The following is an 18,262-nucleotide window of genomic DNA, read 5'->3' as shown; positions in this document are numbered from 1 at the left end:
TAATGACCAGACAAAGAGCCTAAAACTAGCTACGCATTTTAGGGTTTGATGGCTTAGGAAACGGAGTCCATGAAGGACAGAGACTGGTCAGCTACTTGAAGGAAGGCACGAAGCCTCTTCCTTCAAGGAAGAGGTGCTGACGGGCTTGAATTAACTACTTGGGGATGAGGGAATAGCAATATCTACCATATTGACATCAGAATCGAGACGACTCAAGGGGGGTTGGATGTTTTCCCCATTCCCTACCACGAGAATAGTTAATTGTTCTGGGTTGAGATACTCTTGGGCCACCCGTTGTACATCGTCGATGGTGGTGTCTTTAATGCCCTGCTGATACTGGAAAATATAATCCGAGGGATAGTCGTAGTATTCGTAACGCATTAAGCGGGAGATCATCTGGCTGGGGGTTTGGAAATTAAAGACAAAGGAATTTAAGATGGATTCCTTGGCATAGTTTAATTTTTCGGCAGTGATAGGTTGAGTTTGTAATTGTTGGATCTCCTGTGTCACGGACTCCACAAAGGGAACAGTGGCATCCGATCGCGTTTGTCCTCCCGCAATAAACACCCCAGGATAATCATACCGCGCACTCCAGTAGCCATAGACACTGTAGGCTAATCCTTGGCGCGATCGCACCTCATTAAACAACCGTCCCCCAAATCCATTTAACACCCCGTTCACCACACTCAAGGCCGCATAATCGGGATTCTCAAACTCTCCCCCCAAATGCCCCAGATTGATATAACTTTGGGTGAGTTGGGGTTGTTCGACAAAAAACACCCCCGTTTGTCGATTTTGGGCCGAGACTTCCGGTTTCTCCGGTAACGGGGCCACCTCCTCCGGTTGCCAATCCCCAAACACCTCTTGAATTAAGGCTTTCATCCTCACCGGATCCAAATCCCCCGAAATCCCCAAAATCATCTGATCAGGGCGAAACGACTGGCCATAAAACTGCACCACATCTTCCCGTGTAATCTTCTCTAGGGTCGCATATTCCACCGTCCGAGCATAGGGACTATCTTCCCCATAGACCAACTTATAAAACTCCCGTGAGGCGATATCATTGGGATCATCATTCCGTCGGGCAATACCACTCGCGGTTTGTTTTTTCGCCAGGGCCAATTTTTCCGGGTTAAATGCGGGTTGTTGGATGACTTCCGCAAACAGACGAAACACCGTCTCTACATCTTCGGTTAAAGTGTTAAAACTGGCACTCCCCACTGTATCACTAATCCCCGTTTCTACTGAGGCGGCCCGTTGTTCGAGGAGTTGGTTTAATTCATTGGGGGAATGAGTTTCTGTCCCCCCACTCCGCATCACTGAACCTGTAATCCCCGCTAAACCCACTTTCTCCGCAGGTTCTAACCGGGACCCAGTTTTTACTAAGGCCGTCCCCTGAATTAAGGGTAATTCGTGGTCTTCCACTAAATAAACCACCATCCCATTATCTAAGGTAAAGCGGTCATAGTCGGGAAATTCCAGTTCTTTCAGGGGAGGGAATTCTAATTCCGTGTAATGTCGCGCTGTCGCTGCGTTAACGCTTTGAGACGACAGAAAAACAAGGGCAACTGTAGCTAAGACTAAACTCAACCAACGCAAAGGTTTTAATTTCATAAGACAATCAACAATTAGCAATTAACAATTAGCAATCAACAATCAACAATCAGCAATTAACCATCAACAGAACCAAGAACCAACAACTAATTCATACTTTTCAATCGGCCAATCGTTTTGTTGTCTAGCGTGAAGGTTTCTTGGGCAACTCGGAGGATGTCGTCGGGGGTGACAGCAGCAATGCGATCGAGTCGTTTAAATAAATTGCGCCAATCTCCGGTTTTTGCTTGGTATTCTGCCAGTAAATTCGCCATCCCCGAATTAGAATCTAATTGACGTAATAACGCCGCCCTCGCTTGGGTTTTCACCCGGTTTAAATCTTTTTCGGCAACGGGTTCAGTTTTAATTTTCTCAATTTCCGCTTCTAAACTGGTTTCGACTTCCTCTAACGTATGACCAGAGGCCGTAGAAGCATAAAACATCACTAAATTAGGGTATTTATCCCCCGGAAAACCATTAAATCCCCCCGCAGATAAAGCAACCTGTTGTTGTTCCACCAGAGACTTATACAAACGAGACGTGCGACCATTACTGAGAATAGCCACCATCATGTCATATACGGCATTATCTGGATGAGTCAGAGAAGGTCGGTGAAACCCTTCGATGTACCAAGGTTCAGAGTCTAGGGATAAACTCACCTCTCGCGTTTCCGTTTGTGGGGGTTCAGTGGCCGTCACTTCCGGGGGTTCGGGTTGACTGGGGTAGCGACCGAAATAGACTTTCGCCAATTCTTGCACCTGTTGGGGGTTCACATCCCCGACAATGGCCATGGTGAGGTTATTAGGGACGTAGTAGGTGGAAAAAAATTGTCTTATGTCCTCCCGTCTCAGGTTTAATAAGTCCTCCGTGTAGCCAATAATGGGGCGTTTGTAGGGGTGGGTGGTGAAAGCGGTATCGAGGAAGGCTTCTACCAATTGTCCCATCGGCGAGTTATCCGTCCGCCAGCGTCGTTCTTCAAGAATTACGTCTTTTTCCTTGTAAAACTCCCGAAATACGGGGTCGAGAAAGCGTTCTGACTCCAAGGACATCCACAATTCGAGTTTATTGGAGGGGAGACTATATTGATAGCGGGTAAAATCGGCAGAGGTAGCGGCGTTGAGTCCTACCCCACCGGATTTTTCGACAATTTGCCCAAATTCGTTTTGAATGGCGATTTCTTGGGCTTTTTGTTGGAGTTGTTGGAATTCCTCGTTGAGTTGTTGGGCTTTTTCAGCGTTCCCTGCTGCGAGGGCGGCCTGTCGCTGGGCGGCCAGTTCATCGAGTTGGTTTAAAAGTTGTTTCTCGGTGTCGTAGTCTTTTGTGCCGATGCGGGTTGTTCCTTTAAAGGCTAAATGTTCGAGAAAGTGGGCGACTCCGGTTTTGCCGTCAGGTTCATCAATTCCCCCCACATCCGCGTAAGTCATAAAGGAGACAACGGGGGCATCATGACGTTCAAGGACGATGAAGTTCATGCCGTTATCGAGGCGAAATTCACTGACTTTTTCGATTACCCGGTCCAGGTAGGGTTGAATAGACTGGGCGTTACTTTGGGGAAGGCGTTGTGCCACTGCGCTGCTTGGGGCGACACTCCACAGCAGGAGGGCAATACATAAACTGGTGATTAAGGTGTGCCAAGAAAATTGTTTAAGCTGCCGCATACTGGTTGTCTGTAGTGGTTCAAAATTCACGTTAGGGGGTTAACCTCTGAAACATGGTAACTATTATGGGATAAGATTTGGGCAATTCTCGCGCTTCAGGGTCTTTCTTTTGCTTAAAGAGGTTCATGCCAGATAGTTTGCAATGGAATCTTTTAATTTTAGTGGTCTATGGGATTGTTGTGGCTTATGTGTTTTATCAAATTTGGCTGGATTTAGATGAGTTTATCAGTTTGCGCTGGGAAAAGGAGGCGTTGACGCAGATGTTGGAGGGGTTAAAGTTGGAGGGGTTGGTGGGGGTAAAGTTTAAGCTGAAGGATTTATATAAACCTAAGGCGTTGCGGGAGTTGGAGGTGACGATTGAGAATAAGACGGAAACCCGATCGTTGTTGGTGATTTGGGAACGGTGTACGTTGGCGAATTTCAAGGGGGATGCGTTACGGGTTATCCGGGTGGTACCGGGGATGTCGGTGGATTTATCCCAGTCTCAGATGGATAGTTTTATTGCACCGGGCCAAAAAATTAAGGCCAAAATTACGGTAGAAAGTGCGTTGAAGGGGGATGATCAGGGGGAACTTGCGATCGCATCCCCCATTTTCAAACCCGATAAGTTAGGAGAGGCCGCAGCAGAGGGAAAACAGTTTACCTTGCGGTTAGTCATTGAAATGACTGGCCCAACCGTTGGGACTCGTAGTGGCAGTTTACACGCCCTCCCCTGCCTGTTCACAGTCTATAAAACCCCCAAACGCCGTTCCCTCTACTGGAAACCCAAACGGAAGAAGAAGAAGGAGGAGGAGGATTAGTTGAGAGTTGAGAGTTGAGAGTTATGATTAACCCAAGGTATGCCTCTCAGCAATAATTAACGTTACAGGATTAAGGGGAGAAAAGCGCGTTAATGACCCCACAGGGACGGATTTGGCGATTTGTAACTGTAACAAACGCACTGACCATGCTTTATGTTTAAACCACTCCCAAGCCGTGTTTAAATGGTCCACTGTGGCAAATGCACCCACAATTCTCCCCTCTGGACTTAATTGGGTTGTACAAACTTGTAAAATGTCCGCTAAATTTCCCCCACTTCCTCCGATAAAAATACGCTGAGGACTGGGTAAATTTTCTAAGGCTTGGGGGGCTGTTCCTTCGAGGGATGTGATAGTCTCAACTTGGAAGCTTTGGGCGTTTTGTTGGATTAATTTGGCCCCCATGGCCGTCTTTTCTATGGCATAAATGTGGGACGTTGGGGAAAGTCGGGCCATTTCTACGGAAACTGACCCGGTTCCGGCCCCGATATCCCAGATGATTTGCTTGGGTTGTAAGGCTAGTTCCCCTAAAATAGCGATACGGACTTCTCGTTTGGTAATGAGACTCGGGCGATCGCGGAAACTGATAAAATAATGGTCAGGAATCCCGAAAAGCGGCAGTTGGTCAAGGTTTAATGCCTTTTCTTGTTCCTGACGAACTAAAATCACCACATTGAGAGGTGCAAACTCTTGATCTTGCAGGGATGCTGCGTCGTAATCATGAACTTGTTCGTTTTCTCCTCCCAAGTTCTCACAGACCCAGACCCCATACTCATAAGGCAACGCTAAGGCGGTATAATGCGCCATAATTGCCTTTGGTGTATTTGTCCCATCGGTTAATACTGCAATGGGACTCTCACCCCTCTGTAACGCTTCAGTGAGTTCTGAGAGCGATCGCCCATGTACACTAACAAGAGTAGCATTTTGCCACGGCAATTTTACCCGACTAAAGGCCAACTGAATGGAACTCAGATGGGGATAAAACCGCAACGCATCCCTCGGAAAGGCGTTTAGTAATAAGCGGCCAATACCAAAAAATAGAGGATCACCAGAGGCCAAAACGACTACATTTTCCCCAGTTTCCCACGCTTCCCGAATCTGCGCTAATCCCTCGCGCCAATTCTCTAAACTAATTGTACGACTGGGATGGTTGCTCACATAACGCAAATGACGCACACTCCCCGCAATAACGGATGCGTGGGCTATTTTTTCTTGTCTTGTCGTCGGAAGTTCCTCGACTCCCCCTAACCCTATCCCAATGACAGCAATATTATTTGTTGTTTGTTGTTTGTTGTTTGTTGTTTGTTGTTTGTTCTCCTCCATCTTCCCCATCTCCTCCATCTTCCCCATCTCCCCCATCTCCATTGGTGAAAAACCCAAGCGGGCTAATTCAAAAAGTAGAGATACAGCTAAACTTTCCCACGAACCCAGGTCAATAGGGCGTGTTTGACTGCGCTATCGAGAATCTATCTCTCGAACTCTAAAAGGATAGAAGCGAAGCAACGCGGTTTTCAACCCGTTGCGTAGCCTCCTTTTAGAATCCACGTTTTTCAAAGCGTGGAGAAGTCAATTAATCTTTGAATAGACTAAAAACTTCCAGTTCTTGGGATTGTGCTTCTAAGGCCATGGACAAGCGATCGCACACAATCTCACACAACTTAAAAATACTGGGATCGGCGATTTCATAATAAACACTCACCCCTTGCGGTTTACGATTAACCATCCCTAACTGGGTGAGAATTTTCAAGTGTTTGGACACATTCGCTTGTCCTAACCCAGTGTTTTCAATAATTTCTGTAACATTCTTCTCTCCAGACCGGAGACAACAGAGAATGTGCAAGCGACTAACCTCAGAGAGAACTTTAAAGTATTCAGCAATACGATTTAACGCAGTGGGTGAGACCTGCGCTACGGCTTCCATTGGGCAATCAGATGTTAAATTTGGCACTATTGTTCTGTTCATCTAACCAGTCTTTATCTTTATTTTATACTATTCTCGGTTGTCATCATATTACCATATGGTAGTATAATATTGTAAGCCCTAAAATTTTTTTTTATCTTGCCCATAGGAGACCGACTATGTTGTTTCGTCAACTTTACGATCAAGAAACCAGTACATATACTTATTTACTGGCAGATTTAGACACGAAAGAAGCTCTCTTGATTGATCCCGTCTTGGAACAAGTCGAGCGAGATTTAAAATTAATCAAGGAACTGGGTTTAACTCTCCGGTATTGTCTAGAGACCCATATTCACGCGGATCACATTACCGGGACGGGGGAATTGAGAAAACGGGTCAACTGTCAAGGAATTGTGCCTGAGAAAGCGCAAGCAGACTGTGCCGATCGCTACATTAAAGATGGCGAAGAATTACAACTGGGGTCAATCCAGATCAAAGCAATTTCTACCCCAGGACATACAGACTGTGATATGTCTTACCTAGTGAATGGAACCCATCTGTTTACCGGAGATGCGTTATTCATTCGCGGTTGTGGCCGCACCGACTTTCAAAGCGGCAATTCGGCCTTGTTGTATGACTCCATTACCCAGAAAATGTTCACCCTGGCCGATGAAACCTTAGTGTATCCGGGCCACGACTATCGCGGCCAAACCGTTTCCACCATTGGAGAAGAAAAACAGTTTAATCCCCGGTTGGCCAACCAGAGTAAAGAAGACTTCGTGAACCTCATGGCTAATCTCAATTTACCCAATCCCAAGAAAATTATGGAAGCTGTCCCCGCTAACCAGCAATGTGGGAAGTCCTTGGCAACGGCCTAGAAGATCGGTAAGCTAAACTTAGAGCATTATATTCTAATATAGTCATGTACAAAAACTGGCCTCAAGTGATGTTGGGAATTTTAGGTGCGATCGCGCTATTCCTGTGGCATCCCTCCCCAGCCCAAGCCGAAATCACCCCCTCCGAACTGGGGAAAGCAGTACAGGAGATCGAAAATTTAGACCAAATGCGATCGGGTTTGGCCTCGACTATCGAAGACATGGAAGGTCAGCCGACCATGGAAACCATGAAACAAGTCTGTAAACCCGTAGGGATGCAGGCCAAACAACTCAGTAAAGAGAATAACTGGGAATTGAGACAAGTCTCAGCCAAATATCGCAACCCGGCCCACGCACCGAAAAACGACGCAGAAGAACAAGCGGTTACTCGTTTTCAAGAAAATCCGGAACTCATGGCCTTTTGGGAGAAAGATACCCTAGATGGCCAAGAGGGAGTCCATTATTTCCGACGGATCACCGTTGAGGCCAGTTGTTTAGCCTGTCACGGTCCCAAAGGAGAACGTCCGGACTTTGTAAAAGAGAACTATCCCAATGATTTAGCCTATAACTTCAACGTGGGAGATTTACGGGGAATGTATTCCGTCTTCATCCCGGAAGTTAAAGCGGCATTACAAGCGGCTCTCGTCCAAAATTAGACGAGTTGACTGTTGAGTTGGTCTATTTTGCCCCCATTTCACCTTTAAGCGAATATGGGGGTTTTTAATAATGGATAATGGATAATTAATAATGGATAATTAAAAACCAAGAATCCATTATTATTCCCTGTCCCCTATTCCCTGTTCCGGAGTTCCCTGTTCCCTTTTTTACCAACAAAAAAATGAAAAAACACTGGTTTGCGCTAATTTTAAGTAGTTTGCTACTCCTGTCTTTCTGGATTGCTCCCCCGGCCAATGCAGTTATTCGGATCACCCAAGAAGGATTTCAAAAAACGCTGTATCGCTCCCAACAAACCATCAAAGACCAACAAGGGTATGCTTGGCAAGTCGTATTATTTAAACGGACTCAACCCGATAAACCTGCCGATATGAACCTGCGTCTAGTAGGATATCCGGATGTCACCCAATTTTTGCACCCTCAACCCCTGAAAATTGTAGCCACCGAGGACCAAGAATTTCTAGTCCCCGATCGCTTTGCAGAAAAAACACCAGCCTCTAATGTGGGACAATACGATGTAACCGGAATTATCAAACAACTGCCCGCCGTCAATTTCCTGCGTTTGGAATTGCCCCTCAAAGACCCCCACGAATTGAGAATCCCCTATTTTGTGGTGAAAGAGTGGAAAAATTTGGCAGAAAAAGAGTAATTATTGGGGTTAACCTCTGGTATAGCATTTTCTTGTTGCTCGCTTTCCGGATGGTTGCTACCTTTCAGGTTTTGACATCCGGACCTTTAACATCCGGACCTTTAACATCCGGACCTTTAACATCCGGACCTTTAACATCCGGACCTTTAACATCCGGATCGTTAACATCACTTCCTTATCAAATCGGGATGACTGGATTCGAACCAGCGGCCCCTTCGTCCCGAACGAAGTGCGCTACCAAACTGCGCTACATCCCGTAATCTAGGTTTCAAGTCGGTTTTAAGCTCAACCCAACAGGCGCGGCTCTTTCCCTAGGTTAATATCCTAACACGGGATGGGGGTTTGTTGATAGGATAGGAAGGGAAATTCTAGGAAAGTGAAAGGGAAATTGTGGTTGTCAAGCCAGACTGGTTAAGAGTGAAAGCCCCACAATTCCAGCGTGTGGGCAGTGTTAAGGACATTTTACGGGACTTGGGGCTAAATACGGTTTGTGAGGAAGCCTCCTGTCCGAATATTGGCGAATGTTTCCATGCGGGGACGGCAACTTTTTTGATTATGGGGCCCGCTTGTACTCGCGCTTGTCCCTATTGTGATATTGATTTTGAGAAGAAACCCCAGGCCCTTGATCCCCTTGAACCGATTAATTTGGCGGAAGCGGTACGACGGTTAAATTTAAATCATGTGGTGATTACGTCGGTGAATCGAGATGATTTGCCTGATGGGGGGGCGAGTCAGTTTCAACGCTGTATTGAGGAAGTCCGCAAGGTTTCCCCTCAAACGACTATTGAGTTATTAATTCCCGATTTATGTGGGAATTGGGAGGCATTAGCCGCGATTCTGGAGGCAAAACCAGAGGTTCTCAATCATAATATTGAGACGATTCCTCGGTTTTATCGTCGGGTGCGGCCTCAAGGGGATTATGGGCGATCGCTGGAATTATTACAACGCACCCGCCAACTGGCCCCTAAAGTCTATACCAAATCCGGGATTATGGTAGGACTGGGAGAAACCGATGAGGAAGTCCGGACTGTGATGGGCGATATGCGAGAAGTCGATTGTGATATCGTCACTATTGGCCAATACCTACAACCCTCCCAAAAACATTTAGGAGTCCAAGAATTTGTCACCCCCGAACAATTTGACGCTTGGCGGGACTATGGGGAGTCCATAGGCTTTTTACAAGTGGTGTCCTCTCCCTTAACCCGTAGTTCCTACCATGCCGGAGAAGTCCAACGTTTAATGAAACAATACCCGAAATAATGGGTATGGTTTCATTAACCCACCTCCCACGAAGCGGATTCGTGGGAGAGTCATAATTCCTACATCCTTCCCAACCCGTCAATGAAGACTCAACCCCTGCAACCCGGCACAATTGCTCAAGTGCGATCGCGCCAATATCTCGTTGAAAATGTCTCCCCTCCCAAGAGTCCAGCAGGAGATACAACAGTGCGCTTGGTTTGCCTAGAAGACGATGCCCAAGGCGAGGAATTAGAAGTTTTCTGGGAACGAGAAATCGACGCACAAGTTATTGGCACAGGGTCTTGGGACCTTCTCACCCGTCAAGGCTTTGATCACCCCCGTTACTTTTCCGCCTATCTGCACACCCTGCGCTGGAACTGTGTTACCTCCACCGAAGCCGAGTTATTTCAAGCCCCCTATCGGGCCGGAATTCAAATTAAAGCCTACCAATTAGAACCCCTACGGAAAGCCCTACAAATGGCTCGTGTGGGCTTATTTATTGCCGATGATGTGGGCTTAGGCAAAACCATCGAAGCCGGGTTAATTCTGCGAGAAATGCTACTGCGGCAAAGATTACAACGGGTGGTCATTACTTGTCCCCCCTCTATGGTGCGACAGTGGCAAGAGGAGATGGAAAACCGCTTTGGGCTAACTTTTACCATTTTCGATCGCGCATTCCTGATTCAGAAACGACGGGAACGAGGCTATGGCATCAACCCCTGGACCACTCACAACCGTTTTATCATCTCTCATGCTTTAATTCGCTCCGAAGCCTACGCCGCCCCCTTACGAGACTGGTTAGGGGATTTAGCCGTCGGTTCAATGTTAATTCTCGATGAGGCCCATAATGTCGCCCCTGCCACCTCTACTAAATATGCGATCGACTCTAAACTCACCAAAACCATGCGGGATATTGCCCCGCGCTTTGAACATAAACTCTTTCTCTCCGCCACACCACACAACGGACATTCTAATAGTTTCGCCGCCTTACTAGAAATGCTCGATCCCCAACGGTTTTGTCGCGGTGTTCCCGTCAAAAGCCGAAAACTTCTAGATTCGGTGATGGTGAGGCGATTAAAACAGGACATCCGAGAAATCAGCGATAGTGACTTTCCCAAACGGGAAGTCATTCCCGTCACCCTTCAAAACCTGCCCGATGATGCCCCAGAATTAGAACTCTCTCGGCTTTTACAAGACTATCGTCGTTGCCGACAAAAGCGGTTACAAGGGGAATCAAAATCAAAACGCAAAGCCGGAATGCTGGTGGTGATATCTCTCCAGAAACGGTTACTTTCTTCCATTGAAGCCTTTGCCCGGACCCTGCAAGTCCATCGACAAGCCATCAACCGTCAAGAGGAGAAAAACGCCCAAACCTCCCCAAATTATGGCTTATTAGTAGAATCTCCTGGGGCAGATGACGATCGCGCAGAACTCCCGGAACATGAAATTGAAGCAGAAGAAAATGCACAACTGATCGCCGCCACCACAGCCAGCAGAGGAGAAATTAGCCCCCAAGAACGGGAATTATTAGACCGTATGAGCGAAATTGCTCAAAATTCCCGTTATGAAGCGGATTCTAAGGTCAAGGCTTTATTAGAGTGGCTGCGGAATAACCTTTGTCCTGACCTAGGGCAACTAGGAGCAAAATGGCGCGATCGCCGCGTATTAATCTTCACCGAATACACAGACACCAAACGCTACTTACAACAACAACTCCGAGATGCCATTGCAGGTAGTGAACAAGAAGACGAACGCATCGACTGCTTTACCGGAGGAATGGGAGACGATCGCAGAGAAGCCATTAAACGCGCCTTTAACACCAACCCCAAAGATCATCCTCTCCGGATTCTCATTGCCACCGATGCTGCCAGAGAAGGAGTCAACTTACAAAACTATTGCGCTGACCTATTCCATTTTGACATTCCCTGGAATCCCAGTCGCATGGAACAACGGAACGGACGCATCGATCGCAAACTCCAACGAGAACCCGTAGTACACTGTCACTACTTTGTTTTACCGCAACGGGCCGAAGATCGGGTTTTAGAAGTATTAGTCAATAAAACCAAAACCATCGTTAGCGAATTGGGCAGTCTCTCCCCCGTCATCGAAAAAAATGTCTCTCAACTCTTAGATGACGGCATTGAAGCCAAAGCCGAACAAATATTAATCTCTGGACTCGATAGGGCAGACCAAGCCGAGAACAGCCGTCAAAATGGTGCCATTCGGGAAGAATTGGAGACAGTCCGCCCTGAAATCCGTCAACTGCGACAACAAGAAGAAACCTTACAGCAGATGTTGAGTCAATCGCAGCAGTGGTTAGGATTGGACGATCGCGCCTTTCGAGAAGCCCTTTCCGCCAGTTTAGAATTATTAGGGGCCTCCCCTCTCCAACCCAAAAATGAGGAAGGAATATGGGAAATTCCCAATTTAGAAACCCTCACCAATGACCCCAGTTGGGAAACCACCCTCGACACCCTGCGTCCCCCCCGTCAACGGAAACAGAAACTTTGGGAATGGCGCAAAGAAACAGAGGTGCGTCCCGTTGTCTTCCAAGATGTGGGCTATCTTGATGATAGTGTGGTTCACTTACACCTAGAACATCGAGTGGTACAGCGTCTATTGGGTCGTTTTTTGTCTCAAGGCTTCATTTATGACGAACTCACTCGCGCTTGTGTTTGTCTTTCTCAAGACCCAATTCCGAAAGTAATTTTATTAGGACGATTATCCCTCTATGGCAATGGTGCAACGCGATTACATGATGAAATTGTTATAGTGGCTGCGGAGTGGAGTCACCCCGACAGTCGAGGAGAAGCCCAACTGCGTCCCGTGGAAGGGGAACAACAAAAAGACATCTTAAACCTGTTAGAAACCTCTCTCATTTCACCCCACAATAAAGACATTTCCTCTGGGATAAAAGACACCCTACAGCAATGTTCAAAACCCGACGTAGAACAACTGTTACCCCACCTGGAAACCCAAGCCAACAACATTGAAAGGGAGGCGGTGGAAACCTTGAAAAAACGCGCCCAACGAGAAGCCCGTCAAATGCGAGACTTACTGAAACGTCAACAAGAAAGGATTCGCAAACGGGAACAGGAAATTCGGGGAGAATTAGCGCAAAATACTCCCATTCAATTAGAATTTAATCTAGGGGAACTCTCGAAAGAAGAAGAAAAACAACTAGAAGCGGATCGTCGCTATTGGGAAAGACGCTTAGAGAAACTCGAAGAAGAATTAGACTCAGAACCGCAGCGCATTCGGGAGAATTATGAAGTAAAAGCCCGTCGTTTAGAACCTGTAGGATTAGTCTATCTTTGGCCAATGAGTAGTTGATCTCAAAGCCTAAAAACTCTGCTGCACGCTTACCATAGAAAGAAGTTAAAAAGAACCCAATTATGGATGAAAAAGAACTAGCAAGGCTTCTCAAAGAGTTAGAATCCGATCGCGTTGAACGTAAAACATCCCCTTCCGATGGGAAAAAGATCAGACAAGCGATTTGTGCATTTGCCAATGATCTTCCCAATCATAAAAAGCCAGGCGTTCTGTTTGTTGGCGTTAATGATGATGGGACCTGTGCTAACTTACCCATTACCGATCAGCTTTTAACCAACTTGGCTAATATTCGTTCCGAAGGGAAAATCCTGCCAATTCCAGTCTTACAAGTGGATAAATATGTTTTTGAGGGCTGTGAAGTGGCTGTAGTGATTGTACAGCCCTCTGACGCGCCTCCCGTGCGGTTTGAGGGACGGACGTACATTCGGATCGGCCCGACACGCGCGAACGCAACCCCAGAAGAAGAACGTCGTCTCAACGAAAAAAGACGGGCAAGAGATTTACCCTTTGATTTACGTCCCTTAATTTCCGCGTCCATGGCTGATTTAGACTTAGACTTATTTCAACGAGAATATCTAAACTCAGCCCTTGCTCCTGATATCTTAGAACAAAATCAACGCTCTCTAGAGCAACAATTAACCTCTCTACGGTTTTTTACACCGCAACCCGAAGCCCATCCCACTAACTTAGGCGTTTTAGTGGTGGGAAAAGACCCCAGACAGTTTATTGCAGGATTTTATCTTCAGTTTCTTCGTTTTGATGGTACAGAATTAACCGATCCCATTCGAGATCAAAAAGAGATTGATGGGTCTCTGATTGATTTATTGCGTTATCTCGATGAAGTCTTACAAGCAAATATTTCCATAGCATCTGATATGACAACAAATCCCCTAGAAATTAAAAAACCTGATTATCCGATTGTCGCTTTACAACAACTGATTCGTAATGCAATTATGCACCGATCTTATGAACAAACCAATGCTCCAGTGCGAGTATATTGGTTTAACGATCGCATTGAAATTAAAAATCCTGGGGGGTTATTTGGACAAGTTAACCGCGAAAATTTTGGCAAAGGAGTTACGGATTATCGCAATCCGCACTTAGCAGAAGCGATGAAAAACTTAGGCTATGTTCAACGGTTTGGGATTGGCATTGCTACGGCACAAAAACAACTAGAAAAAAACGGGAATCCCCCAGCAGAATTTCTAATTGAAGAAGCGAACTTTTTAGTGATTGTTAGGAGAACCCCATGAAACCACCAATTATTGCTTTTTTTAATAATAAAGGAGGAGTAGGAAAAACATCTTTAGTCTATCACCTCGCTTGGATGTATTATGATTTAGATTTTAAAGTGATTGCTGCGGACTTAGACCCACAAGCCAATTTAACGGCTGCTTTTCTTGATGATGATCGATTAGAAGAAATTTGGGAAAACATCAATAATTATAACACAATTTTTCGATGTATTCAACCCTTATTAAAAGGAATTGGTGATATTGCTGACCCAGAATTAGAGAAAATTGAAGATGATTTAAGCCTTTTTATTGGTGATTTACAACTCTCTGGGTTTGAAGATGAATTATCTTCTCAATGGCCGGATTGTTTAGATGGAAAAGAAAGAGCATTTCGCGTTATTTCGGCTTTTTGGCGGTTACTCGATCGCGCAGCCACTCAAAATTCTGCTGACCTGGTATTAGTGGATTTAGGACCCAATTTAGGGGCAATTAATCGGGCCGCTTTAATCGCTGCTGACTATATTGTTGTGCCGTTATCTCCTGACTTATTTTCCCTACAAGGTTTAAAAAATCTCGGCCCCACTGTTAACCGTTGGCGGCGAGAATGGGAAGCAAGAATCGCCAAAAATCCTGCGACTGACTTACAATTACCCCAAGGAAAAATGGAAGCCATTGGTTATATTATCCTTCAACATGGGGTAAGATTTGATCGACCTGTGAAAGCCTTTCAAAGATGGATTGAACAAATTCCCACCATTTATCAGAGTCAAGTCTTAAAACATCCCCAACAAGTCAACAAGATTGATGCTGCCAAAGACCCCAATCGTTTAGCCTTAATTAAACATTATCAAAGTTTAATGCCGATGGCGCAAGAATCCCATAAACCCATTTTTCACTTAAAACCCGCAGATGGGGCAATTGGCGCTCATTTATCGGCGGTCAAAAATGTTTATTTTGACTTTAAAGACTTAGCCGAGAAAATTGCGAATCGAATTGATTTACCCTTATAGCGTTTTCATCAGAGTTGTAAACTGACTGGTTTGGCAAAGGGAACAGGGAACAATTCGGCAAGCGAGCGTGCTTCGCAGGGAATAGGGAACAGGGATAAGAGTTTTAGAGTTTTTTATTACTTTTTGATTTATTACAAATCATTTATTTTTGCTATATCATTTTTGTTAACCAAAAAGTCAGGTAAATAATATGAGCTTTGATTATGAAACCTTGAAATATATTCAGCAGCATCGGGAATGGTTGGGGTTTTTGCAACCTGTGGGGTTGGTGGTGTCTCCTCCTGCTTTGGTGAATCAGGGGGTTTATCTCGATCGCGATCGCGCTATAGAATATCAACAAACCCTCTCCTCTCTCCCAACTCCCGACTTTCAACCCTTCGCTGAAAAACTCCTAGACTGGATACCAGACCAAGATTTACTCACCCCTCCCACCGACATTGAATTGGTGTTAACCGAATATGGGGAAACCCTGCGTCCCACCTACTGTGTCCCCGATGAGGGAGAGGGTTGGTTATTGCTGGTGAAAACCTGCTTACGGGGGACAGACTTTGATCAAGATGAAACATCAGGATGGGAAGCAACCCCCCAAGAAAAATTTGAACGGTTGTTGCGGGGGACGAATATCCCCATCGGGGTGTTGTGGAATGAGACCCATTTACGCCTCGTTTACGCCCCCTCTGGGGAGTCTTCGGGGTATGTGACCTTTCCCCTAGAAGCGATGAGAGAAGTGGCGGGACGGTCAATTTTAGCGGCATTGGTGATGCTTTTGAATGCCGATCGCTTGTTTACTGTACCGCGCGATCGCCGTTTACCCCAACTCCTGGCTGAAAGTCGCCGTTATCAAAATAATGTCTCTGAACGTCTCGCAGAACAAGTTTTAGATGCCCTGTGGGAACTATTACGCGGCTTTCAACGGGCCGATGGGGAACAAACCAATGTTTCTGATGATACCCAGAAAATTGGCGATTTAGCCACTCATTATCCCCAACATCTCTACGGGGGGTTAGTCACTACCTTAATGCGGTTAGTCTTTCTCCTCTATGCTGAAGAACGGGATATTATGCCCCTGGATAGCACTTATCAGCGTCACTATGCCGTTTGTGGACTCTATGAGAAACTGCGAGAGGATGCGGGAAACTATCCTGATACTATGGATCAACGCTATGGGGCCTGGTCTTGGCTGTTGAGTTTATTTCGCCTGGTGTATGATGGGGGTGGCCATTATCCCGACTATCTCCCCGCCCGTCACGGACAGTTATTTAAACCCGATGAATATCCCTTTTTAGAAGGACGGCCCCTTAAAACTTCTTTTCGAGATTATCCCACCTTAATCGCGCCACGCATTCCCGATGGGGTAGTATTTCGGATGTTGGATAACTTATTAATGTTAGAGGGCGAACGCTTATCCTATCGGGCCTTGGATGTAGAACAAATTGGTTCGGTGTATGAAGGAATTATGGGTTATCGGGTGGAAGTCGCGCAACATCCCTCTATAGCTGTTCACAGTAAACCCAAAGGATCAAAAGTTGTCACCGCCGTTGTTATTGACTTACAAGCCTTACAGGACACCAAACCGAAAGATCGCAGCAAAAAACTGAAAGAATGGGCCAATTGTGAACTGTCTTCCAAAGCCACTAAAGCGTTAAAAGCCGCCCAAACCCTCCCAGAGATTATTGCAGCTTTGGGGACAAAGATTTCTAAACGCACTCCTAACACTTTACCTGCCGGGGCCCTGTATCTCCAACCCACAGAAGAAAGACGCAGATCAGGGTCTCATTATACCCCCCGCAGTTTAACCGCACCAGTGGTGGAAACGACATTACAGCCTGTGTTTCAGAAATTAGGGGATCATCCCACTCCCGAACAATTGTTAAATTTAAAAGTGTGTGACTTGGCCATGGGGAGTGGGGCGTTTTTAGTGGAAGCTTGTCGTCAAATTGCCGATCGCCTCGTGGAAGCATGGGAACGCACAAACGATCTTGATCCAGATACGGAAGACCCGGTGATCATTGCCCGTCGCCTGGTGGTGCAACAATGTATTTATGGGGTGGATAAAAATCCCTTTGCGGTGAATTTGGCGAAATTGTCTCTCTGGTTGTTTACTTTGTCCCGCGATCGCCCCTTTACTTTCCTAGACCATGGGTTAAAATGTGGCGACTCCCTAGTGGGCTTAACTGGCAGCGAAATCGGCGCATTCACCAAGGACCCCACTGCCGATTTACCCCTCATGCAAATGTTACAGGAAATCGAGCAAGTGAAAACCTATCGCCTCCAAATTCAAGCCGCCGATACCCGCACCAATGCCGATGATACCCGCAAACGGAAACAGTGGGAAAAGGCGGAAACTCAGTCTGCAAAACCGCGGTTGAGTGGGGAAGTGGCCGTGGCGGCCTTTTTTGATGCTAAGAAGAAGACGAAAACGGCACTCCAGGAGAAAAAATTAGAATATAAACAAGTTTTACAGCAGGATGAAACCCAAGCGCAAGCCATCTCCCAACGGTTGCAAGAGGGGGAGACGGGGATTAAGGTGTTTAACTGGGAGATTGAGTTTCCAGAGGTGTTTGATCGCGCTAATGGCGGGTTTGACGCAATCCTTGGGAATCCTCCTTTTTTGGGAGGGAAGAAAATTTCTACAGTTCATGGAAACCCCTATCTAGCATGGTTAACGGAACAATATCCAGAATCAAAAGGAAGTCCTGATCTAGTGGCTTTCTTCTTTCGCCGAGCCTTTAACTTAATCCGTCAAAATGGAACTATGGGATTAATTGCGACTAATACTATCGCCCAAGGGGGAACTCGCAGTGCAGGGTTAAGATTTATTTGTAATCATGGCGGCATTATTTACAACGCCAAACGACGCTATAAATGGCCAGGAATGGCTGCGATTATTGTTAGTTTAGTGCATATCTTTAAGCCAAAGCAAGGAGGTTAACCAAAGTTTGTCATTAGTCATTGGTCATTAGTCATTAGAAAGTAGAAAGTAGGGTGGGCAATGCCCACCATCACGTAACTTATTACTGTAATTTTACTTTTCCAAGAGTAGGGTTTGCCTTGTCCACCACTGTAAATGTTTGTTAAATTCCCTAACTCCCTTTGTGATGTCTTCTTTCAAAAACTCATGCTATGGTATCTCTCTTGAAACTCATTTATGGTGGGCGATGCCCACCCAGCCCTGTCAAGGTGAGAAATTGTAGAACGAGACACCGTTGTTTCAGACACTTGTGAGAGACATTTTCTCCCCCTCTCCCAAGGTTGGGAGAGGGGGTTGGGGGGTGAGGGCGACTCCAAACCGCCATAT

General features: G+C 46.1%; 13 protein-coding genes and 1 tRNA gene. 9 read left to right on the top strand and 5 right to left on the bottom strand.

Annotation, left to right across the window (positions count from 1 at the left end):
- Nucleotides 1-150 precede the first annotated feature (150 nt).
- Both PN462_RS01770 and PN462_RS01765 read right to left on the bottom strand, forming a co-directional pair.
- Nucleotides 151-1,614: a M16 family metallopeptidase gene (locus PN462_RS01770; protein ID WP_272126159.1), complete on the bottom strand. Its 1,464-nt coding sequence runs from the start codon at nucleotides 1,612-1,614 to the stop codon at nucleotides 151-153.
- 86 nt (nucleotides 1,615-1,700) lie between these two features.
- The gene (locus tag PN462_RS01765; protein ID WP_272126158.1) at nucleotides 1,701-3,251 is read right to left on the bottom strand and encodes a M16 family metallopeptidase; all 1,551 of its coding nucleotides are present in this window, start codon (nucleotides 3,249-3,251) and stop codon (nucleotides 1,701-1,703) included.
- 125 nt (nucleotides 3,252-3,376) lie between these two features.
- Between PN462_RS01765 and PN462_RS01760 the strand changes: the two genes are divergently transcribed.
- On the top strand, nucleotides 3,377-4,051 hold the full coding sequence (locus PN462_RS01760; protein ID WP_272126157.1) for a hypothetical protein: 675 nt from the start codon (nucleotides 3,377-3,379) through the stop codon (nucleotides 4,049-4,051).
- A 27-nt stretch (nucleotides 4,052-4,078) separates the two neighbouring features.
- Here the strand turns inward: PN462_RS01760 and cbiE are convergent, their stop codons facing one another.
- Both cbiE and PN462_RS01750 read right to left on the bottom strand, forming a co-directional pair.
- A complete protein-coding gene (gene cbiE / locus PN462_RS01755) occupies nucleotides 4,079-5,428 on the bottom strand; it encodes a precorrin-6y C5,15-methyltransferase (decarboxylating) subunit CbiE (RefSeq protein WP_272126156.1) in 1,350 nt (449 codons plus the stop codon).
- Nucleotides 5,429-5,618: 190 nt separating this feature from the next.
- Nucleotides 5,619-5,969: an ArsR/SmtB family transcription factor gene (locus tag PN462_RS01750; RefSeq protein WP_443029038.1), complete on the bottom strand. Its 351-nt coding sequence runs from the start codon at nucleotides 5,967-5,969 to the stop codon at nucleotides 5,619-5,621.
- Nucleotides 5,970-6,127: 158 nt separating this feature from the next.
- On the opposite strand from PN462_RS01750, the gene PN462_RS01745 reads away from it, so the two are divergent.
- The 3 genes from PN462_RS01745 to PN462_RS01735 all read left to right on the top strand — a co-directional run bounded on the left by PN462_RS01745 (nucleotide 6,128) and on the right by PN462_RS01735 (nucleotide 8,147).
- The gene (locus PN462_RS01745) at nucleotides 6,128-6,826 is read left to right on the top strand and encodes an MBL fold metallo-hydrolase (protein ID WP_272126154.1); all 699 of its coding nucleotides are present in this window, start codon (nucleotides 6,128-6,130) and stop codon (nucleotides 6,824-6,826) included.
- A 44-nt stretch (nucleotides 6,827-6,870) separates the two neighbouring features.
- On the top strand, nucleotides 6,871-7,479 hold the full coding sequence (locus tag PN462_RS01740; RefSeq protein ID WP_272126153.1) for a Tll0287-like domain-containing protein: 609 nt from the start codon (nucleotides 6,871-6,873) through the stop codon (nucleotides 7,477-7,479).
- Between the two features lie 182 nt (nucleotides 7,480-7,661).
- Nucleotides 7,662-8,147, top strand: coding sequence for a DUF3122 domain-containing protein (locus tag PN462_RS01735; RefSeq protein ID WP_272126152.1), 486 nt, complete (start codon nucleotides 7,662-7,664; stop codon nucleotides 8,145-8,147).
- A gap of 183 nt (nucleotides 8,148-8,330) precedes the next feature.
- On the opposite strand, the gene PN462_RS01730 is transcribed toward PN462_RS01735, so the two are convergent.
- Nucleotides 8,331-8,404, bottom strand: a tRNA-Pro gene (locus PN462_RS01730).
- A gap of 133 nt (nucleotides 8,405-8,537) precedes the next feature.
- Here PN462_RS01730 and lipA point away from each other — a divergent pair.
- From lipA to PN462_RS01705, 5 genes are all read left to right on the top strand, one after another.
- Nucleotides 8,538-9,407: a lipoyl synthase gene (lipA, locus tag PN462_RS01725; RefSeq protein WP_272126151.1), complete on the top strand. Its 870-nt coding sequence runs from the start codon at nucleotides 8,538-8,540 to the stop codon at nucleotides 9,405-9,407.
- Nucleotides 9,408-9,488: 81 nt separating this feature from the next.
- On the top strand, nucleotides 9,489-12,719 hold the full coding sequence (gene drmD / locus PN462_RS01720; RefSeq protein WP_272126150.1) for a DISARM system SNF2-like helicase DrmD: 3,231 nt from the start codon (nucleotides 9,489-9,491) through the stop codon (nucleotides 12,717-12,719).
- 62 nt (nucleotides 12,720-12,781) lie between these two features.
- Complete coding sequence (locus tag PN462_RS01715; protein WP_272126149.1) at nucleotides 12,782-13,972, top strand: ATP-binding protein; 1,191 nt, start codon at nucleotides 12,782-12,784, stop codon at nucleotides 13,970-13,972.
- Complete coding sequence (locus tag PN462_RS01710) at nucleotides 13,969-14,964, top strand: ParA family protein (protein ID WP_272126148.1); 996 nt, start codon at nucleotides 13,969-13,971, stop codon at nucleotides 14,962-14,964. The genes PN462_RS01715 and PN462_RS01710 overlap by 4 nt, the downstream gene beginning before the upstream one ends.
- Nucleotides 14,965-15,154: 190 nt before the next feature.
- Nucleotides 15,155-17,896, top strand: a complete 2,742-nt coding sequence (locus tag PN462_RS01705; protein WP_272126147.1) for an Eco57I restriction-modification methylase domain-containing protein — start codon at nucleotides 15,155-15,157, stop codon at nucleotides 17,894-17,896.
- Nucleotides 17,897-18,262 lie beyond the last annotated feature (366 nt).

It is taken from the genome of Spirulina sp. CS-785/01 (genome assembly GCF_028330525.1).
Lineage (GTDB): Bacteria > Cyanobacteriota > Cyanobacteriia > Cyanobacteriales > Spirulinaceae > JAQMSD01.
The sequence above is the reverse complement of the archived record's forward strand: the minus strand, read 5'-3'. Positions and strand labels throughout refer to the sequence as shown.